The organism is Ancylobacter sp. GW821-FHT10E12 (assembly GCF_058809335.1).
The window spans coordinates 54,097-74,054 of record NZ_JBXASN010000010.1; the positions used below are offsets into that span (position 1 = coordinate 54,097).

The following is a 19,958-nucleotide window of genomic DNA, read 5'->3' on the forward strand; positions in this document are numbered from 1 at the left end:
AGGCAAGATATTGAAAATGAATGACTTTACGCAGCCGGCCCGGCTTGTCCGGCAAGCCCTGCTTGCCCGGCATCGCGGCGAATGCCCAGCGCCAGCACGGCGGCGGCGAAGGCGAAGGCGGCGAGCATCGCCCATGCCTCGTTGATCGACAGGGCCAGGGCGGCCTTCTCGACGAGCGGCCGGACCATGGCCTCGATCGCCGGATCGACCGGCAGCGTCACCGGGCCAGACAGGAATTCTTTAGGAATGCCAATGATTTCCGCCGTGGCGGCGTCGCCGGCGAGCAGGCCCTCCCCCAGCCTTTGCGCATGGATGGGCGCGCGGCCGAAGATCACCGTGTCGACGAGGGCGATGCCGATCGCGCCGCCGAGATTGCGCATCAGGTTGAACAGGGCGCTGGCATCCGGCACCTCTGCCGGCGGCAGGTGGCCGAGCGCCAGCCGGGTGGGCGGCAGCAGGCAGAGCAGGATGGCCGCCCCGCGCGCCACCTGCGGCCAGAACATGCCGTCGAAATCCGTCTCGACGGTGGCGAAGGCGCTCATCGCCAGACCGAGGCTGAACAGGGCGAAGCCACTGAACGTCAACGCTTTTGCCGACACGCGCCGCTCCAGCGCCACCGCCAGCGGCGCGGTGGCGAACTGGGTGAGGCCGGTGACCAGCATGACGAGGCCGATGGCGAGCGGCGCCTTGCCGCGCACCAGCGCGAGGAACACCGGCATCAGGTAGACCGAGCCGAACAGCCCCATGCCGAGCAGGAAGCTGAGGGCGCAGCCGAGCGCGAATCCGCGGTCGCGGAAGGCGGCGAAACGCACCACCGGCGAGACCGATGAGGTGTACGATGAGACCGATCGGCGCACGAAAAGCACGCCGGCGACGAGACTCAGGCCGAGAAGGCCGATCACCGCCGCCGAGAACCAGCCGCGACCCGGTGCCTCCTTCAGCCCGATCTCCAGGGAGGCGAGGCCGACGGCGAGAAGGGCGAGGCCCGTGAGGTCGAGCCCGCGCAGCAGGGCGGGCTCCCCGTTCTCCCGCGCGAGCATCGCCAGCCCGAGCGCGCAGGCGAGGATGCCGGGGGCGACATTGATGAGGAACAGCCAGTGCCAGGAATAGCTCTCGGTGATCCAGCCGCCGACCACCGGGCCGACCACCGGCGCCAGCACCGCCAGCATGCCGGCCAGCGTCGTCGCCGGCCCCTGCAGCCGGAACGGGAACAGGATGAACACCGAGGAGAACACCAGCGGGATCAGCATGCCGCCGGAGAAGCCCTGCACCACGCGGGCGGCGACCAGCGTCGCGAAGCCGCCGCTGACGGCGCAGGCGATCGACGACAGCGTGAACACCCCCACCGCCACCGTGAACAGCACCCGCATGCCGAGCGCCCGCGTCAGCACCCCGGTCAAGGTGATGGCGACCACCTCGGCGATGAGATAGGCGGTCTGCACCCAGCTCATCCGGTCGGCGGGAATGGCGAGCGCGTCGCTGATCGCCGGCAGCGAGGTCGCCACCACCTGGATGTCGAGCACCGCCATGAACATGCCGAGGCACATGGCGGCAAAGCCGACCCAAGCGCCGGCGGTCACCTCCCGCTCGGGTGCCACCACGCTCATCGGACCGGCTCCAGCGCGGCATTCTCGGCGCGGACGCGGACGAAAAGCACGGCCGCGTTCAGCACCGTGAACAGCGCCGCATACCAGACGAGGCCGAACATCAGCGGCAGCAGCGCGATCTCGCCCACCACGACCACGTAATTGGGATGCGAGAGGAAGCGGTACGGCCCGCGCGCCACCAGCGTCTCGCCGGGCAGCACGAGGATGCGCGTGGTCCAGCGCGACCCGAGCGTCGCCAGCACCCAGAGGCGCAGCACCTGCAGGGCGCCGTAGCCGGCCAGCAGCGCCGGGGCAACCGGACGGCCGGGAGCCAGCAGCCACAGCCCCGCCAGCCAGGCGGCATGCATCGCCACCATGTAGGGATAATGGCCGGGCGCCCGCTCGACGGCGCCGGCGGCGACGAGGCGGGCGGTGTTGCGCCGCGCCAGCACCAATTCGCCGAGCCGCTGGGCGGTGACGAAGGCGAGGATGAGCACGGCTTCCATGGCGGCCTCCTCAGAGACCGCTCGGCAACGATGTGCCGGGATCCCTGTACGTCCTTAGAGGTCCGGCTGCGCCGGACACCTCGGGATGAAGAGGTTCCGAGACACGCCGCGGATAATCCCGCATGGGCCGGACCTTCCGCTTCATGTCCCGGCGCGCCGAGGCATGGAGCCCCGGCGCAGGCATGGGGATGACGGGGTTCGTCGGCAGGGCGGCATGACGGCTGGTCCTCATGGGTCCCGCTCCTCAGGCGGCACGGGCCAGCGACAGGCAGGAAGCGGTGAAGCCCGGCCCCATCGAGACCAGTGCCGCGCGCTCCGGCAGGCCCTGCGCGATCACCCGCTGCAGGATGAACAGCACGGTCGGCGCCGACATGTTGCCGAAATCGGCGAGCACGCCGCGTTCATGGTCGAGCGAGCCCTGGTCGAGCCCGAAGCCGCGCTCGATGGCGGCGACGACCTTGGTGCCGCCGGGATGGCAGACGAAGCGGCCGACATCCGCGGTCGACAGGCCGATGCGCCCGAGTATCCCCTCCACCGCCGGGCGCAGGTTGGCGAGCGCGAAGGCCGGCACGTCCTGCGCCAGGATGACGCCGAAGCCGACGGGATCGACGCTCCAGCCCATGATGCCGAGCGTGTCGGGCCACAAATGCTCGCCGCCGCCCTCGGCCAGCGCGATGCCCGCCTCGCCGCTGCGCAGCACGCAGGCGGCGGCGCCGTCGCCGAACAGCGCCGCGGAGATGAGGCTGGCCTTGTCCGGCCGATCGAGGCGGAAGGCCAGCGAGTTGAGCTCGACCGTCACCATCAGCACCGTCGAACCCGGCTGCGCCTGCGCCAGCCGCGTCGCCACCGCCAGCCCGGTGACGCCGCCGGCGCAGCCGAGGCCGAAGATCGGCACCCGCTCGACATCCGGCCGGAAGCCCATGCGCCCGTGCACCACGGCGTCGAGGCTCGGGGTGGCGATGCCGCTGGAGGAGACGAAGACCACGGTGTCGACCTCGTCCGCGGCACAGCCGGCCTGCGCCAGCGCCCGCTGCGCCACCTCGACGAACAGGTCGCCGCCGGCCTGCGCATAGACGAGCGAGCGTTCCGGCCAGCCGCGCGGCGTCAGATACCAGTCGAGCGGGCGGGCGGCGTAGCGCTGGTGAATGCCGGTGCTGGCGAAGATTCCGGCCATGGTCTCGGACCGGGCGAAGATCTCGCGAAACGTGTCGTGCAGGGCCACGGCGACGTCGCTTTGCGCCAGCGCATGGGGCGGCACCGCGGTGGCGAGGGACAGCACGCCGGCCGGCGGAGCGGAGGACCGGCGGGCCCGCGCGCGCGGCGACGGGCTGTGCGCTCCGGGGGCGTCGGCTTGGAAATCGCTGGTCTGCAACATGTCGGCCTCTGAACTGAATGCCCCGCTCGGGGAGACAGACGCCGCGACGGGCACGGTCATTCCCTGCCGCCCGGGCGTCAATCTATCACAGACTCGTGATCGCGGATGCACGCCGGCGACGGAAGCAACGCCCCCGGCGTGGCGTCTATTGGGCGTCGACACCCGGAACCGGGCCATGGATGAGATCGCCGCGCTGATCGAGCCGCACATACCTGCGCTGCGCCGCTATGCGTGGTCGCTGCTGCGCGAGCGCGAGGCGGCGGACGACCTGGTGCAGGACACGCTGGAACGCGCGGTCGGCCGCTGGGCGCTGCGGCGGCGCGATGGCGACGTGCGGGCCTGGCTGTTCGCCATCCTGCACAATCATTTCGTCAGCCAGGCGCGGACCGGCCGGCGGCGCGGGCTTCATGTCGTCTACGAGGACGATATCGCCGCGCCCGCGGACCCGCCGGACGACCGGCTGACGGTGCGCGACGTGCTGGCCGGGATCGACCTGCTGCCGGACGACCAGCGCGCGGTGCTGCTGCTCGTCGGGGTGGAGGAATTCGACTATGCCGAGGCCGCCCGGATTCTCGGCGTGCCGGTCGGCACGGTGATGTCGCGCCTCAGCCGCGGCCGCGAACGGCTGCACGCCTATCTGGAGACCGGCGCGCCAAGGCTGAGGAGGGTGAAGTGAACGCGGGGCTGCCGATCGGCGAGGACGACCTGCAGGCGCATGTCGACGGGCGGCTGGCGCCGCGGCGTGCCGGCGACGTCGCGGCCTATCTGCGCGAGCGTCCGGAGCTGGAGCGGCGTCTCGCCGCCTATCGCCACGAGCGCGAGGCGCTGGCCGAGCGGCTGCGCCCGCATGCCGAGGAGCCGATCCCGGCGCGGCTGCGGGTTTCGGCGGTCCGTGCCGGGCGCCGGCATCGGCGGGGCGCCCTCGCCCTGCGCGCCATGGCGGCGGGGGTGATCATCGCCCTCGGCGCCGGCGGCGGCTGGTGGGCGGCGAGCCGGCTCGCGCCCGTTGCGGAAGGCGGGCAGGAACTGGCGGCCGAGCCGGCGCTCGATCTCGCGCTGGCGGCGCACCGGCTGTTCGCCGCCGATACCGGGGCCTCCGCGGCGTTTCGCACCGATGGCGGGGCGGAACTGTCGGAATGGATCTCCGCCGGGCTGAAGCACGATGTGACGGTGCCCGACCTGTCGCGGCACGGGCTGCGCCTCGTCGGGGCACGGGTGCTGCCGGGCAGCCGCTATGCGGCGGCGCAGGTCGTCTACCGGACCGGCGACGGCGCAGCGCTGACGCTCTATGTCAAGACCGGCGAGCCGGGCACCTCCCGCCCGGCCTTCACCGAGGCCGGCGGGCTCGCCGCCACGCTGTGGCGGGACGACGGCTGCGCCTATGCGCTGATCGGGGCGATGGACCGCGACGCGCTGGCGCGGGTTTCCGGCGCCGCCTTCGAGCAGATGGAGCCGCAGGGCTCGTAAGGCGGAGCCGGGGTTGGAAGCGGCGGCGGCATCGGGCAAGGTCCGGGCGAGCGAACCGCCTCCCCCTCACCTCGCCGAAAGCCCTCCCATGCCCGCCATCGACGCCCGCCCCTATGAATGGCCGCATGGCCGCGACCTCGCGGCGGCGACCACCGCGCTGGTCATCATCGACATGCAGCGCGATTTCTGCGAGCCGGGCGGCTATGTCGATGCCATGGGCTACGATGTCGGCCCGGCCCACGCGCTGGTTCCCCGGCTCACGGCGCTGCGGCAGGCGGTGCGCGACTGGGGCGGGCTCGTCGTCTACACCCGCGAGGGGCATCGGCCGGACCTCACCGACCTCACCCCGCAGAAGCGCTTCCGCTCGCGGGCCGCCGGCGCCGAGATCGGCAGCATGGGGCCGCTCGGACGACTGCTGATCCGCGGCGAGGCCGGCTGGGACATCGTGGAGGCGCTGGCGCCGGCGCCGGGCGAGCCGGTGATCGACAAGCCGGGCTTCTCCGCCTTCTACGCCACCGATCTCGACCGCATCCTCGTCGCGCGCGGCATCCGCCACCTGATCGTCTGCGGCGTCACCACCGACGTCTGCGTGCATTCCACCATTCGCGAGGCGGTCGACCGCGGCTACGAGCCGCTGCTGGTGAGCGACGGCTGCGCCGCCACGGTCGAGGCCAATCACCGGGCGGCGATCGAGACGATCTGCACCGAGGGCGGCATTTTCGGCGCGGTGGCCGAGAGCGCCGCGATCGTCGCGGCGCTGCGGCGTACCTGACCAAGTGTCGGGATTGCCGGACCGCGGCCGAAGCGGCTAGGGCATGGGCGATGCCGGCGGCCGATCGTGGCCGGCGCAATCAGCAAATACGGGTGATGCAGCATGCCGCAGCGGATCGAGCAGGTTTTCGACGGCCATAACGACGTGCTGCTGCGGCTCTGGAGCCATGCCGCCGCCGGCATCGACCCGGTGCGCGAATTCGGCGAAGGCACCGACAAGGGCCATATCGATGCCGGGCGGGCCCGCGCCGGCGGGCTGGCCGGCGGCCTCTGCGCCATCTACATCCCCTCCGGCGAGCTGGTGCTGAAGCGCCCGGACGAAAACGGCCACTACGCCACCCCGCTCGCCGAGCCGCTGGAGCGCGCGCCCTCGCTCGACATCGCACTGGAAATGGCGGCGATCGCCTTCCGGCTCGACCGCGCCGGGCTGTGGAAGCTGTGCCGCACCACCGCCGAGATCCGCGCGGCCATGGCGGGCGGGCCGTTCGCCGCCGTGCTGCACATGGAGGGGCTCGAGCCCATCGGCACCGACCTCGCGGCGCTGGAGACCTTCCATGCCGCCGGGCTGCGCTCGCTCGGGCCGGTGTGGAGCCGCAACAACGCGTTCGGCCACGGTGTGCCCTTCGCCTATCCGATGAGCCCGGATACCGGGCCGGGCCTGACCGACGCCGGCTTCGAGCTCGTTCGCGCCTGCAACCGGATGGGCATCCTGATCGACCTCGCCCATATCACCGAGCAGGGCTTCTGGGACGTGGCGAAGACCACCGACCAGCCGCTGGTCGCCAGCCATTCCAACGCGCATGCGCTGACCCCGGTGGCGCGCAACCTCACCGACCGCCAACTCGACGCCATTGCCGAGAGCGGCGGGCTGGTGGGGCTCAACTACGCCACCACCATGCTGCGGGCGGACGGGCAGGAGAACGCCGACACGCCGCTCGCCGACATGGTGGCGCATATCCGCCACCTGGTGGCGCACGTCGGCATCGACGGCGTGGCGCTGGGCTCGGATTATGACGGCGCCACCATTCCGGCGGAGATCGGCGATGCCGGCGGCCAGCAGGCGCTGGTGGCGGCGCTGGCGGCGGACGGTTTCGGGCCGGAAGACCTCGCCAAGATCTGCCGGGAGAACTGGCTGCGGGTGCTCGCCCGCGCCTGGCATGAGCAGGCCTGAGGCGGGAGGCCGGCTCAGCCGGCGCGCTCGCCGGTGATCTCGCCGGTGATCTCGCCCATGCGCCGGCTCATCTCCTCGCTGTAGCGGCGGATGGCCTGCTTCTCGCTGAGCAGGCCGACCAGACGGCGGTCACCCGCGCCCGCCACCACCGCCAGCGCGTCGGCCTCGGCGTGCTCGAAAGCCTTGAGCGCCTCGGCGATGGTGGTCTCGGGCGTCAGCGCGATATCGGCCGAGCGCAGCAGCGGCCGCAGCGGCGCGTCGGCGGCGGCGGCGTAGAGCGCCGCCGGCAGCAGCAGGCCGGCATAGGCACCGTCCGCCTCGGTGACGACGATGCAGCTCGCCGATCCCGGCGGATAAAGCCGGCGCGCCTCGGCCGGGCTTGAGTCGACAGCGAGCCGCGGCACGTCGATCCGCATCAGCCCGCCGACCTTGAGGTCGCGCAGCCAGCCGATATCGTGGGCGCCGCGGATGCTCTCGCCGCGCAGGTGGAACCGCCAGGTGGCGAAGGAGAAGCCGAACAGCCGCCGCGTCATCAGCGAGGCGACGCCGGAGGCGGCCAGCACCGCCAGCGTCAATTGCAGGTCGCCGGTCATCTCCAGCGCCAGCAGCGTCATGGTCATCGGCCCGCCGACGACCGAGACCGCCAGCGCGCTCATGGCGATCAGCGCGTAGAAGGAATGATCGACCGCCATGTCCGGCGCGACCAGCGCCAGCGCGCCGGCGAACACCCGGCCGGCGAGCACGCCCATCAGCAGCGAGGCGAAGAACAGGCCGCCGCGGAAGCCGGAGCCGATGGAGACCGAGGAGGCCGCCATCTTGGCGACCAGCAGCAGGGCCAGCGGCAGCAGCAGGTCGTCGGTGGCGACATAGCGATAGACCGCGCCATGGCCGGCCGAGAGCACCATCGGGCTGCCGAGCGCCAGCACGCCGACCGCGAGCCCGCCAAGGGCCGGACGCGCCCATGCCGGGACCGGCGAGCGGCGGAAACCGGCCTCGACCAGGGTGGCGCCGCGCATCACCGCGATGCCGGCAAGCGCGCAGGCGGCGCCGAGCAGCAGCACCGCCGGCAGGTCGCCGAGCGTCGGCGCGGCGAGCGCGGGCAGCACCGTCGCCGCTTCGGGCGCGAGGAGCCGGCGCGTGAGGGCGGCGGTGAAGCTCGCCGTCATCATCGGCACGAAGGCCGGGATGGCATAGGTGCCGAGGATCAGCTCGAAGCCGTAGAAGGCGCCCATCAGCGGCGCGTTGAAGGCGGCGCCGATCGCCGCCCCCGAGGCGCAGCCGACCATCATCCGCAAATCGGCGCGGCGCAGGCGCAGCGCCTGCCCGAGGCGGGAGGCGAGGCCGCTGGCGGCCTGGGTATAGCCCGCCTCCAGCCCGACCGAGGCGCCGACGCCGCTGGAGAACAGCGTCTGCACCGCCACCACGAGGCTGTCCCCCAGCGACATGCGCCCGCCATGCAGCGCGTTGGCCTCGATGGGATCGACCGGCTGGCCGGGGCGCAGGCGCCGCACCAGCGCCGAGGCGAGGCCGAAGACCAGCCCGCCGAGCGCGGGGCCGAGCACCAGCAGCAGCGGCGCGATGCCGGGCGTGGTCGAGAGATGGCCGTCCGGGGCGATCCGGAACAGGGCGACGTGCATCAGCTGCACCGCCTCGCCCATGGCGATGACGACCAGCCCGGCGAGCACGCCGACAAGGGCGGCCAGCGCGACGACGGCGAGCTCGCTGGTCCGCACCAGCGCCCGCATCTGCGCGGCGGCGGATCGCGGTTCCGAAGCGGGGTCGAGCGTCACGGGCCAGCCTTTGGCATCGGCGTTGCTGCCCGTGTTTAGGCAGTCGCCAGGCCGCAGGCAACCGCCATGCCGTTCCGGCTCCGGCGCGGACCGGCCGTCAGGACTCGCGCGCCCTCAGGACGTGCCCCCTCAGGAGGTGCCCCTCGGAATCTGTCTGGAAAATCCGGTTCGGCACGCTTTCAGCCTGCATGAACCCTCTGCGTGCTTCGAGGCCCTGCTACGCAGGACACCTCGGCATGACGAATCCCTGTTGATTGCAAAGCATTCACGTCATCCCGAGGTGCGAGCGTGAGCGAGCCTCGAAGCAGGCTCCAGCCGGAAATGCCGGTTCATGCGACTTCCAGACAGGCGCTCAGGGCCCGACATAATCGGTCCGGCCGATCGAAGCCGCCTTTTACGCCCTCATGTCCGGGCATGACCCGGCCACGAGGCGCATTTGACGTGTCGGTCAGGCTTTCAGGATTTGCCGGCGCTCGGGTCGTCGATATCCGCCTCCGGGCGGTCGGTGCCGTCGGCGGTTTCCTCGTGCCAGGCGCCGGAGGCGTCCTGATAGAGAATCGGACGGGTCTCGCCCGAGAGCGACTGCCGGGCGGCGGCGGAGCGGGCCGCCTTCAGCGCCCCGTCATGGGTGGCGTGGGTTTCGGAGAAAACGTCGCCGAGCTTGTAGGCCCAGCCGCCGTCATGCTCGACGATCTCGTAGCGAATGTGACTCATCTCATGTCCTCCCGGCCTTGAAAACCGCCAGCGGCGGCGCCGGTTCCTGATGGGGTGGCGACGCAGCCTAGCACCGGAGCCGGACGAGCGGTTGCCGATCCACATGCTCGACATCGGGCGGGCGGCCCCGTGGATCGGGCCATCGTGGCCGGCCCATCGGCGGCCGCCCCATGGCGGCGAAGGCCGGAATGCGCTATCCAGCCGGCCGGCCGGACAGGCCAGAGTGGAGTGCCAACCATGCGCGCGGACCCGGTTCACCTGTCGCAGGGCAGCGTGCGGGCGACGCGCCGGGAATGGACCGGGCTCGCCGTCATCGCCCTGCCCTGCATCGTCTACGCCATGGACCTGACGGTGCTGAACCTCGCGGTGCCGCAGCTGGCGCTGCATCTGGCGCCCAGCGCCACGCAGCTGCTGTGGATCATCGACATCTACGGCTTCATGGTCGCCGGCATGCTGATGCTGATGGGCACGCTCGGCGACCGCATCGGCCGGCGGCGCCTGCTGCTGATCGGCGCCGCCGCCTTTGCCGGCGCCTCGGTGCTCGCCGCCTTCTCCCGCAACGCCACGGAGCTCATCGCGGCGCGGGCGCTGCTCGGCATTGCCGGGGCGACGCTGGGACCCTCGACGCTGTCGCTGATCCGCAACATGTTCCTCGACGAGCGCGAGCGCACGCTGGCCATCGGCATATGGACCGCCTGCTTCTCGGCCGGCGCGGCGATCGGGCCGCTGATCGGCGGGGCGGTGCTGGCGCATTTCTGGTGGGGGGCGGTGTTCCTGCTCGCCGTGCCGGTGATGCTCGGCCTGATCCTGCTCGGCCCGCTGCTGCTGCCGGAATATCACGACCCGCAGGCCGGGCGGCTCGACGTCGTCAGCGCCGTGCAGTCGGTGGTGGCGGTGCTGGCGATCATCTACGGCATGAAGCATGTCGCCGCCGACGGGCCGGGATGGCAGGCCGCCGTCGCGGCGGCGCTGGGCCTTACGGTCGGCGCCTTCTTCATCGCCCGGCAGAAGCGGCTCGACGACCCGATGATCGACCTCGCCCTGCTGCGCCACCGGCTGGTCGGCGCGGCGCTGTCGGTGAACGTCATGATGATGTTCGGTGCCATGGGGATCTTCCTGATCCTGGCGCAATATCTGCAGCTGGTGCTCGGCATGGGGCCGTTCGAGGCCGGGCTGTGGACCGCCCCCTCCGGTGTGTGCTTCGCCATCGGCTCGCTGGCGACGCCGCATATCGTGCGGCGCGTGCGGCCGGTCGACCTGCTGGTGGCGAGCCTGCTGCTCGCCGCGGCGGGCTTCATGCTGCTCACCCAGATCGACCGCGCGCCGCTGCCGGTGCTGGTCGTCGCGATCACGATGTTCTGCCTCGGCCTGTCGCCGATCGGCACGCTCACCACCGACCTGATGATGCGCCACGCCCCGCCCGAGCGTGCCGGCGCCGCCTCGGCGATCTCGGAGATCAGCTTCGAGTTCGGCGGCGCCTTCGGCATCGCGGTGCTCGGCAGCGTCGTGGCGGCCACCTACCGGGTGAACATGGCGGGCCTCGATCTGGCGAACCTCGATCTGGCGGGGCTCCCGCTGCCCGAGGCCGGGCCGGAGCTGGTCGCGGCGGCACGGCGCACGCTCGACGCCGCCGTGACCGCGGCGGGGCAGTTGGCGCCGGTGCCGGGCGAGAAGCTGCTCGCCGCGGCGCGCGAGGCCTTCGGCCGCGGCCTGCACCTGACGGCGCTGGTCTGCACCGGCACCACGCTCGCCGCCGCGCTGCTCGCGCGCACGCTGATGGGCCGGGCGACGTGAACGGGGAGGACGCCGCAGGATCGAGTTGCCGCGACCCCGGCGAGGTCTCATAGTCGCCGCAACGGATTCCCCGATCGATGATCGCGATGCGCGTGGCCGAGTGAGGCCAGCCGCGTGGGCGTGACGGCGAGGCGTCCGCGCCCCGCCTCGTCCCCCCGCCTTGTCCCGCCAGCCCCTGAACCGCCGGTGCCTCGCCCATGCCGCGTAAGCCTTCCAACATCGTCTACGCCGCCGACGACAAGATGCCGATCGGCACGATGGTGATCCTCGGCGTGCAACACGCGATCCTGTCGCTTCTGTTCATCGTCTATCCGCTGGTCGCCGCGGTGCAGGCCGGCCTGTCCTTCGACGACACCCAGATCCTGATCACCAGCTGCATCATCTTCATGGGCGTCGCGACGCTGCTGGAATGCTGGCCGCGCACCGGGTCGGGGCTGCTGCTGGTGCAGATACCGAACCTCGCGCACATGCCGCTGATGGTGCAGTCCTTCGGCATTGGTGGGTCGGCGCTCTATGCCGCGATGAGCCTGGTCGCCGCGGTCTCGCAGATCACGCTGTCGCGCTTCATGAAATCGCTGCGCGCCGTGTTCCCGCCCGAGGTGTGCGGCGTGGCGGTGGCCATGATCGGCGTCGCGCTGGCGGAACCGGCGATCCGCCGCATCTTCGGCACCATCGACGTCGAGCAGATGACCCTCGACCTGCGCTACCCGCTGGTGAGCTTCAGCGCCCTGGCCATCATCCTCGGGCTGGCGATCTTCTCGCGCGGCATGCTGCGCCTGTTCGCGGTGGCGATCGGCACCGCGCTCGGCTGGATCCTCGCCGGCGTCACCGGCATCGCGGTCGCGCCGGCCGAGCCCTCCTTCTCCGCCCTGCCCTATATCGACCTGCCGAGCCTCGGCTGGCCGGGCCTCGCCTTTTCCTGGGCGGTGCTGCCGGCCGCCGTGCTGACCGGCGTCATCTCCGCCGTCGACATGCTGGGCACCGTGGTGTCGATGCAGCGCATGGACGATTCCGACTGGCGCCGCGTCAACATGGACCAGGCGGAGCGCGCCGTGCGCGCCAATTCGCTGAGCGACATGGGCACCGCCGTCACCGGCGGCTTCGCCAGCGCCTCGTCCTCGGCGGCGATCGGCGTCGCCTTCGCCACCGGCGCCACCGCCTGGCGCATCGGCCTCGTCTCCGGGGTGGTGATGCTGGTCGCCACCTTCTCGCCGCGGCTGATCGGCGCCATGACGCTGATCCCCGACCCGGTGATCGGCGCCATCCTGCTCTACAGCGCCGCCTTCCTCATCGTCGCCGGCATGGAGCTCATCCTGTCCCGCCGCCTGAGCGACCGGCGCATCTTCACCGTCGGCCTCGCGGTGATGGCCGGCCTCGCGGTCGCCGTGGTGCCGGAACTGGTGAAGACCGCCCCGGACTGGACGCATCCGATCCTCGAATCGCCGCTGTCGGTGGCGACGGCCATCGCCATCGTGCTCAACCTGGTCTTCCGCATCGGCATCCGCCAGCAAGCCTCGGTGACGGTGACCACGCAGGACAATCCGTTCAACGCCACCACCGAGTTCCTGGAACGGCAGGGCGACCTGTGGGGCGCGCGCCGCGACGTGGTCGCCACCGCCATTCCGGTGGTCGCCGAGGCGGTGGAGATGCTGCTCGACACCGGCGTCGCCCCCGGCACGCTGGAGATGCGCGCCCATTTCGACGAGAACAATTTCGACGTCGTGCTGGTCTACGAGGGCGCCGCCATCGAGATCCCGACCCTGCGGCCCTCGCCGGAGGACCTGCTGGGCGACAGCGAGGCGGTGGCGCGCTTCGTCGGCTACATGCTGAGCAAGCGCGCCGACAAGCTGGCGCTCGGCAAGGCGGGGAACCGCCAGACGCTCAGCCTGCGCTTCGAGCACTGAAACGGGGTCGGCGGATGCGGCGGCCGGACGCGCGCGCCGGCCTCACGCGCGCCGGCAGCACGCTTGCCCAAACCGGCCGATCTCGGCTAGTTCTCGTCCGGCGGGACGCGATGCGCGTGCCGTCATCGCCAGAACCAGTCAGCCGGAGCCAGGTCTTCGATGCATATCGACCGCTTTGTCGAAAAGGATGTGGTGATCACCGCGGTGAGGGGGCGGCTCGACAGCAGCACCTCGCCCAAGCTCGACGAGTTCATGGCCGCGATCCCGGACGGCAGCAGCGCCATGCTGCTCGATTTCGCGGAGCTGACCTATATCAGCTCGGCGGGGCTGCGCGTGGTGCTGAAGGCCGCCAAGCTGGCGCGCGGCGCCGGATTGACGCTGGTGGTGTGCGGGCTGATCCCGCCGGTGCACGAGGTGTTCGACGTCAGCGGCTTCTCGACGCTCATCCCGATCCACCCGACGCGCGACGCCGCGCTCGCGACCCTGACCTGACCGCACCCCCTCCGATCCGGCCGGCGGACAGGGACATGATCATCGCCCAGCTCGACCTCCGCCTCGTCAACGACCTGTCGGAACTGGACGCGCTGGTGCAGGCGCTGGAATGGTTCGTCGAGACCGCCGCCCTGCCGCCCAAGGCCGCCTACCGGCTCACCCTGGCGGTCGACGAATTCGTCAACAACGCCGTCGACTACGGCTATCCCGACGGGCGGCGCGGCGAGATCGTCGTCTCGATCCGCCACCGGGGCGACCATCTCGAACTGGTGCTCGCCGATGACGGCGACGCGTTCGACCCGTTCAACGCCCCGCCGCCCGACCTGACCGGGTCCATCGAGGAGCGGCGCATCGGCGGGCTCGGCGTCCATCTCATCCGCACGCTGGCCACCTCCTTCGCCTATGAGCGGGCGCAGGGGCGCAACGTGGTGACGCTCCGCCTCGGCCTCGCCGAATAGGCGGCCGACCGATCGGCGGGTCAGTCGAGGGCCATGGACCGGTGCGCCTGGCTGAAATTGTTCACCAGCCGGCGCGCCAGCCAGACGATGCGCTCGAACAGCATGGTCATGCGGAACAGCGCGTCCTGCGCCTGCGGCGTGATCTCATGCTGCGAGGACAGCCGCAGCCGCAGCCCCTCCATGACCTGGTCGCGGTGGCCGAGCAGGCTGAGCACCAGTTCCGGGTCCTCGGTGCCGAGGCTCTCGCCATGTTCGGCCACGGCGCCGAGCAGCGCATGCGCCGATTCGATCAGCAACCGGGCGGTAGGCACCGCCTGCGCCTGTCCGGCCGCGTCGGCGAATTCCGCCAGCGCCTCGTGCAGAGCGGCGGCATTGGCGGCGGCATCGTCGAGCAGCAGCGCCACCGCCACCTGCCGCCGGTTCGGATGGCCGTCGAGCAGCGAGGCGAGATAGGCCTTGATGCTGCCGGCAAGCGCGACGCCGGCGGTCCGCAGCGTCGCCGGCGTCGGCGTCGCCGCGTCGGGTTCCTCGCGCACCCGGTCGAGCAGCAAAGGCAGCCGGACGGCGAGGCGGGCGAGCTCGCGCAGCGAGAGATCGAGCGCGGCGTTCGGATCGCCCAGCGATTCGCGCAGCAGGAAGACCGGCTGCGCCAGCGTCTCCGCCGCGCCCGCCGGCAGGAAGCGCTGCAGCGCGCGGCGGGTCAGCGGATCGGCGAGCGTGGCGATCAGCGCGCCGCCCACCTGCGCCAGCAGGAAGATGACGGCGATCTGCGCGCCGGGATCGTCGCCGATGCCGGACAGGGCGGCGGCGACACCGGGGAACAGCGCGAGCACGGCGCAGAGCAGCGCCAGCAGCAGCGAGCCGGCGGCCTTCTGCACCACCTGGATGGTGAAGATGATGCGGCCGGCCATGGTCTCGCCCGGCACCATCAGCGCATTGTTGACCGCGCCGGCCGCATTGGCGCCGGCCACCAGCGGCAGGGCGGAGCCGAGGTCCAGCAGCCCGCCGCCCACCGCCGCCACCGCGATGGCGGCGGCGACCGAGGAGGACTGGGCGGCGAAGGAGAAGCCGCCGCCGATCAGCGCCAGCAGCCACGGGCTGGTCAGCGCCGCCTCCCACCACGGCTCGTGCATCAGGCTGTCGCGGATCGGCCCGACCGCCACCGCGACCAGGTGCATGCCGAACAGCAGCAGCGCCGCGCCGAGCGCGGCATCCACCACGTGGCGCATGCGGTCGCCGTGCGCCAGCTTGAAATAGGTGACGAAGCCGGCGACGCCGATGACGATGCCGGCGACGGAGGAAGTGTCGATGGCGACGATCAGCGGCAGCAGCGCGGTGCCGACATTGGCCCAGTTCGGCGCCGCCAGCGCCGGGCCGGCCGGCAGCACGCCGCCGCGCACGAAGGAGACGATGATCCATGACACCGCCGTCGCGCTCTGGGTGATGGTGCCGGCGATGACGCCGCTGACGGCGCTGCTCACCGGCCCGCGCAGGGCGCGCGCGAAGGCGGCGCGGCCGCGCCGGCCGACCAGCGGCACCAAATTGGCGGACAGGGAGCGCACGCCGATGAAGAACAGGCCGAGGCCGCTGAGCAGCAGCGCCAGTGTCGCCATGGTGCTCAGCGATCCCACGTGGTGACAGACGGCATGCAAACCTCTCGACGCGACGCGGGCGGCCCGGCACCCCTTGGCGCGGCCACCGTGAAAATCCAATGCGACATCAGGACCGGCCCGCCCGCATCCGGCGAGCGGCGGCCACGCCGGCGAACGCCACGCGGGCCGATGCGGGTCCCACGCTTCAGCCCTGGCCCAGCAAGGCGTTGATCTTGCCCATCAGCCGCGGCAGCTCGACCGGCTTGGTGTCGAAATCGTCGCAGCCCGCCGCCATCGCCGCCTCGCGGTCCTGCGCCATGGCATGGGCGGTAAGCGCGATGATCGGGATCGCCGCGGTCTCCGGCGCCGCCTTCACCCGGCGCGTCGCCTCCCAGCCGTCCAGCACCGGCAGGCTCATGTCCATCAGGATGAGGTCCGGCCGGCGCGACAGGGCGAGGTCGACCCCCTGCTGCCCGTCCACCGCCATCAGCACCTCGAAGCCGTTGCGCGCGAGGCGGCGCGAAAGCATGTCGCGGTTCATCTCGTTGTCCTCGACGAGGAGTATCGTCGCCATTCGTCCTACCCCGCCTTGCCGGAAGCGGCCCTGCTGCGCCCGGCGATCGCCGCCAGCGCCGCGCCCAGCGTGCCGATCGGCTGGGCGCTCTTGTTGAGGATCAGCAGCGTGTTCTGCGCGAGATAGGTGCGCTCGGCCTCGGTGAGCTCCTTCGCCGTCAGCACCACGACCGGCAGGTCGGCATGGGCGGGCGTGGCGCGCACGTGCTCGAGGAAGGCGAAGCCGTCCATCACCGGCATCATCAGGTCGAGCAGCACCAGCGAGGGCGCCGGATGCGCCCCGAGCCAGCCGAGCGCCTCCGAGCCGTTCGCCGCCTCGATGGCGTAGAGGCCGGCATCCTCGATGGCGGCGCGCATCATCGCCCTGACGTCCGGGTTGTCGTCGACCACTAGGACCTTGCCGCCGCCGCCGTCGCCGGGGGTGAACTTGTGGATCAGCGCCAGCAGCCGCTGCCGGTCGATCGGCTTGGTCATGTATTCCGAGGCGCCGAGCGCGTAGCCCAGATTGCGGTCGTCGACGATGGTCAGCATGATGACCGGAATGTGCTCCAGCTCCGGCTCCGACTTCATGATGCCGAGCACCGACCAGCCGTCGATCTTCGGCATCATCACGTCGAGTGTGACGATGTCCGGCGGGTCGCGGCGCATGAGCTCGAGCGCGTCGATGCCGTCGCGGGCATGGCGCAGCACATAGCCTTCCTTGCCGAGCGTGGCGGCGAGCACCTCGTGCACCGCCGGGTCGTCGTCGACCACCAGCACGGTGATGGCCCCCGCCTCCGCCGGCGCGCCGGGATCGATGGGCAAGGCCGGCGCCCCGGACGCGGCGGACGCGGCCTCGGCCGGCAGCTCGATAGTGAAGACCGAGCCCTCGCCGGGCGTGCTCGCCACCGTGATGGTGCCGCCGAGCATGGCGACGAAATGCTTGGTGATGGTGAGCCCCAGCCCGGTGCCGCCGAAATTGCGGGTGGTGGAGGAATCCGCCTGGGTGAAGGCCTGGAACAGCCGGCCCATCTGCTCCTCGCTCATGCCGATGCCGGTGTCGCGCACCTCGAAGCGCACGCGGCCGACGCCGCCCCCGCCCGCAAGCCCTCCGCCCGCGCCCCCCTCGCCCGTAGCCCCCTCGACCGCACGGCGCGACAGGGTGAGGCTCACCTGCCCGCCTTTGGTGAACTTGGCGGCGTTGCTGAGCAGGTTGATGAGGCTCTGCTTGAGCTTGGTGACGTCGGTGCGCAGCGAGCCGAGGTCGAGCGGGCACTCGATGACGAAGCGGTTGCCGTTCTTCTCCATCATCGGGCTGACGATGGTGCCGACCTCCTCGACCATGCGGTTGAGGAACACCTGCTCGAGATAGACGTCCATGCGGCCGGCCTCGATCTTCGACAGGTCGAGGATGTCGTTGATGAGGCCGAGCAGGTGCTTGCCGGCGGCCTGGATCTTGTCGAGATCGGCCACCATGGCGGTATTGCCCTCGTCGGCGGCGTCCTCCGCGAGGATCTCGCTATAGCCGATGATGGCGTTGAGCGGGGTGCGCAGCTCGTGGCTCATGTTGGCGAGGAAGGCGGACTTCACCTGGCTGGCCGATTCCGCCGCCTCCTTGGCCTCGCGCAGCTGCTGCTCCATGCGCACCCGGTCGGAAATGTCGACGAAGGTGGCGATGACCGCCGGCGCGCCGCGGAAATCGAGATCGCCATGGGCGACCATGGTGCAGACCGCCTCGCCATCGGCGCCCGGCAGGGTGAATTCCTGGCGGTCGGAGATCGGGGTGCAGAGGATGTCCCACAATTCACGCCCCTTGTCGGGGTCGGCGAACATGTCCTCGATCGGCCGGCCGGCAAGGTCGGCGGGCGCGCGGCCGATCAGCCGGCTGAAGCCGCCATTGAGGTGCTGGAGCACGCGGGTGGCGCGGTCGACGATGATCAGGCCGACCGGCGCGGCGGCGTCGATGGCGCGCAGCTGCTCCTCGTCCTCGCGCAGCTTCATCTCGGCGAGCTTGCGCTCGGTGATGTCGGTATAGATGGCGATGAAGCCGCCGCCCGGCACCGGGTCGCGGCGCACCTCCAGGATGGTGCCGTCCGGCCGCGTGCGCTCGAAGCGGTGCGAATGGTCGAGCTGGGCGAGGCGCTTGGCCAGCACGGTCTCGATGTCGACGTCGCCGAACTCGCCACGCTCGCCGAGATAGCGGATATAGTCGAGGAAGGTGTGGTCGGAGCCGAAGAACTCGTCCGGCATCTCCAGATAGTCGCGGAACAGCCGGTTCCAGGTGACGAGGCGGTACTGCGCATCGTACATGGCGACGCCCTGCGACATGTTCTCCAGCGTCGCCCGCAGCAGCGTGGCCTCCCGCCCGAGACCGCCGGCCTCGACGACCGCGGCGGCGTCGCGCCGTTCCGTTCCGGTGCCCATTCGCCCCTCCCCACAATCCCGTTCCGGTCAGGCTTAAAGCCCGGCGGCGATTCCTTCTAGGCCGTCGTCCCATCGAGGGCGAGCAGGATCGCCGCCATGTCGTCCGAGGGCGGCTCGCCGGCCTCGAAGGCGCGCACCGCCTCGACCAGGCGCCGGAGCGGCGCCCCGGCCGATTCCGGCGAGCCGAGGAAATCGGCGATGCGCTCATCGCCATAGAGCGCGCCGGCGGGATCCTGCGCCTCGGTGAAGCCGTCGGTCACCACCAGCAGCCGGTCGCCCGGCGCCAGCGCGACGGTATGGGCGACATAGGCGAAGTCCTCCACCACGCCGAGCGCCGGCCCGCCGGCCCCGGCGAGGCGCGACACCGCGCCGTTGGCGCGGGCGAGATAGGGCGGCACATGGCCGGCACGCACGAAGGCGAGGCTGCCGGAGGCGAGGTCGAGGCTGGCGAGCAGGAAGGTGACGAACATGCAGCTGGCATTGCCGCGCGACAGCGCGTCGTTGACCAGCCCGACGGCGCGGGCGGGATCGCCGAACAGCTCCGGCGCGTCCGGCCGCCCGGCGAGCGAGCGGAACAGCGCATGGGTGCGCGCCATCATCAGCGCGGCGCCGGCGCCCTTGTCGGAGACGTCGCCGAGCGCCAGCACCACCTGCTCCTCGCCGATAAAGAAATAGTCGACGAGGTCGCCGCCGACCTCCCGCGCCGGCTCCAGCAGCGCGTCGATGGCGAGACGGCGCCCGGCGGCCTGCCCGGCGAAGGGCGGCGGCACTAGGGCAAGCTGCAGGATGCGTGCCTCGTTGAGCTCGGCATGCTTGCGCTTGAGCTCGTCGCGGGTGCGGTCGCGCAGCGCCTTCTTCTCCAGCGTGGCGAGCACGCGGGCGCGCAGCAATATCGGGTTGAACGGCTTGAAGATGAAATCGTCGGCGCCGAGCTCGATGCAGCGCACCACCGGGTCGATCTCGTTGAGCGCCGAGACGACGATGACCGGCAGATCGTTCAGCCGCCCGTCGCGGCGCAGCGCGTCGAGCACGCCGAAGCCGTCGAGCTCCGGCATCATGATGTCGAGCAGCACGAGGTCGTAGGGCGTCTTGGCGATCGCCGCCAGCGCCTGATGGCCGTTCGCAGCCTCGTCGATGCGGCTCAGCCCGAGCCGGCGCAGGCGACGCGCCAGCAGATCCCGGTTTTCCGCCACGTCGTCGACCACCAGAATGGCCGCATTCTGGTCCACCATGCCCGCGATACCACCACGTTGGGTCTGAAAAGGCGCCCGAAGCGCCGCGGCGGGACTATCCCCGCATTCGCGCCGCTTCGCAACGGCGAGATGGCCGCCCCCGGCCGGAAGTCCGCCGCCGGGAACTCCT

General features: G+C 71.4%; 17 protein-coding genes. 8 read left to right on the forward strand and 9 right to left on the reverse strand.

The features are described 5' to 3' along the window. Positions 1-26 precede the first annotated feature (26 nt). The 3 genes from AC1RU4_RS15095 to AC1RU4_RS15105 form a co-directional block, all read right to left on the reverse strand. Positions 27-1,607 (reverse strand): DHA2 family efflux MFS transporter permease subunit, encoded by a 1,581-nt coding sequence (locus AC1RU4_RS15095; RefSeq protein ID WP_492891920.1) that lies wholly within the window; start codon positions 1,605-1,607, stop codon positions 27-29. Continuing rightward, complete coding sequence (locus AC1RU4_RS15100; RefSeq protein WP_492891921.1) at positions 1,604-2,092, reverse strand: isoprenylcysteine carboxyl methyltransferase family protein; 489 nt, start codon at positions 2,090-2,092, stop codon at positions 1,604-1,606. The genes AC1RU4_RS15095 and AC1RU4_RS15100 overlap by 4 nt, the downstream gene beginning before the upstream one ends. Before the next feature lie 244 nt (positions 2,093-2,336). After that, the gene (locus AC1RU4_RS15105) at positions 2,337-3,467 is read right to left on the reverse strand and encodes a type III polyketide synthase (protein WP_492891922.1); all 1,131 of its coding nucleotides are present in this window, start codon (positions 3,465-3,467) and stop codon (positions 2,337-2,339) included. Positions 3,468-3,642: 175 nt separating this feature from the next. Between AC1RU4_RS15105 and AC1RU4_RS15110 the strand changes: the two genes are divergently transcribed. The 4 genes from AC1RU4_RS15110 to AC1RU4_RS15125 all read left to right on the forward strand — a co-directional run bounded on the left by AC1RU4_RS15110 (position 3,643) and on the right by AC1RU4_RS15125 (position 6,876). Beyond that, on the forward strand, positions 3,643-4,143 hold the full coding sequence (locus tag AC1RU4_RS15110) for an RNA polymerase sigma factor (protein WP_492891923.1): 501 nt from the start codon (positions 3,643-3,645) through the stop codon (positions 4,141-4,143). Further along, positions 4,140-4,934, forward strand: coding sequence for an anti-sigma factor family protein (locus tag AC1RU4_RS15115; protein WP_492891924.1), 795 nt, complete (start codon positions 4,140-4,142; stop codon positions 4,932-4,934). Before AC1RU4_RS15110 ends, AC1RU4_RS15115 begins: the two co-directional genes overlap by 4 nt. Before the next feature lie 88 nt (positions 4,935-5,022). Continuing rightward, positions 5,023-5,706 (forward strand): cysteine hydrolase family protein, encoded by a 684-nt coding sequence (locus AC1RU4_RS15120; RefSeq protein ID WP_492891925.1) that lies wholly within the window; start codon positions 5,023-5,025, stop codon positions 5,704-5,706. Positions 5,707-5,820: 114 nt separating this feature from the next. Then, on the forward strand, positions 5,821-6,876 hold the full coding sequence (locus AC1RU4_RS15125; protein ID WP_492892058.1) for a dipeptidase: 1,056 nt from the start codon (positions 5,821-5,823) through the stop codon (positions 6,874-6,876). A gap of 14 nt (positions 6,877-6,890) precedes the next feature. On the opposite strand, the gene AC1RU4_RS15130 is transcribed toward AC1RU4_RS15125, so the two are convergent. Both AC1RU4_RS15130 and AC1RU4_RS15135 read right to left on the reverse strand, forming a co-directional pair. Beyond that, entirely contained in the window at positions 6,891-8,666 is a 1,776-nt protein-coding gene (locus AC1RU4_RS15130; RefSeq protein WP_492891926.1) for a chloride channel protein, read from the reverse strand. 456 nt (positions 8,667-9,122) lie between these two features. After that, positions 9,123-9,380, reverse strand: a complete 258-nt coding sequence (locus AC1RU4_RS15135) for a DUF2188 domain-containing protein (RefSeq protein WP_492891927.1) — start codon at positions 9,378-9,380, stop codon at positions 9,123-9,125. A gap of 237 nt (positions 9,381-9,617) precedes the next feature. Here AC1RU4_RS15135 and AC1RU4_RS15140 point away from each other — a divergent pair, with 237 nt between their 5' ends. The 4 genes from AC1RU4_RS15140 (at position 9,618) to AC1RU4_RS15155 (ending at position 14,028) form a co-directional block, all read left to right on the forward strand. Further along, entirely contained in the window at positions 9,618-11,174 is a 1,557-nt protein-coding gene (locus tag AC1RU4_RS15140; protein WP_492891928.1) for an MFS transporter, read from the forward strand. Positions 11,175-11,371: 197 nt separating this feature from the next. Then, on the forward strand, positions 11,372-13,078 hold the full coding sequence (locus tag AC1RU4_RS15145) for a uracil-xanthine permease family protein (RefSeq protein ID WP_492891929.1): 1,707 nt from the start codon (positions 11,372-11,374) through the stop codon (positions 13,076-13,078). A gap of 159 nt (positions 13,079-13,237) precedes the next feature. Then, a complete protein-coding gene (locus tag AC1RU4_RS15150) occupies positions 13,238-13,570 on the forward strand; it encodes an STAS domain-containing protein (RefSeq protein ID WP_492891930.1) in 333 nt (110 codons plus the stop codon). 35 nt (positions 13,571-13,605) lie between these two features. Continuing rightward, positions 13,606-14,028, forward strand: a complete 423-nt coding sequence (locus AC1RU4_RS15155; RefSeq protein WP_492891931.1) for an ATP-binding protein — start codon at positions 13,606-13,608, stop codon at positions 14,026-14,028. A 20-nt stretch (positions 14,029-14,048) separates the two neighbouring features. Here the strand turns inward: AC1RU4_RS15155 and AC1RU4_RS15160 are convergent, their stop codons facing one another. The 4 genes from AC1RU4_RS15160 to AC1RU4_RS15175 form a co-directional block, all read right to left on the reverse strand. After that, positions 14,049-15,641 carry a Na/Pi cotransporter family protein gene (locus AC1RU4_RS15160; RefSeq protein WP_492891932.1) on the reverse strand — a complete coding sequence of 531 codons (1,593 nt, stop codon included), beginning with the start codon at positions 15,639-15,641 and terminating at the stop codon, positions 14,049-14,051. A gap of 184 nt (positions 15,642-15,825) precedes the next feature. After that, positions 15,826-16,194: a response regulator gene (locus AC1RU4_RS15165; RefSeq protein ID WP_492891933.1), complete on the reverse strand. Its 369-nt coding sequence runs from the start codon at positions 16,192-16,194 to the stop codon at positions 15,826-15,828. Between the two features lie 5 nt (positions 16,195-16,199). Further along, the gene (locus AC1RU4_RS15170; RefSeq protein ID WP_492891934.1) at positions 16,200-18,596 is read right to left on the reverse strand and encodes a response regulator; all 2,397 of its coding nucleotides are present in this window, start codon (positions 18,594-18,596) and stop codon (positions 16,200-16,202) included. 56 nt (positions 18,597-18,652) lie between these two features. Next, positions 18,653-19,828: a PP2C family protein-serine/threonine phosphatase gene (locus tag AC1RU4_RS15175; RefSeq protein ID WP_492891935.1), complete on the reverse strand. Its 1,176-nt coding sequence runs from the start codon at positions 19,826-19,828 to the stop codon at positions 18,653-18,655. Between the last annotated feature and the right edge of the window lie 130 nt (positions 19,829-19,958).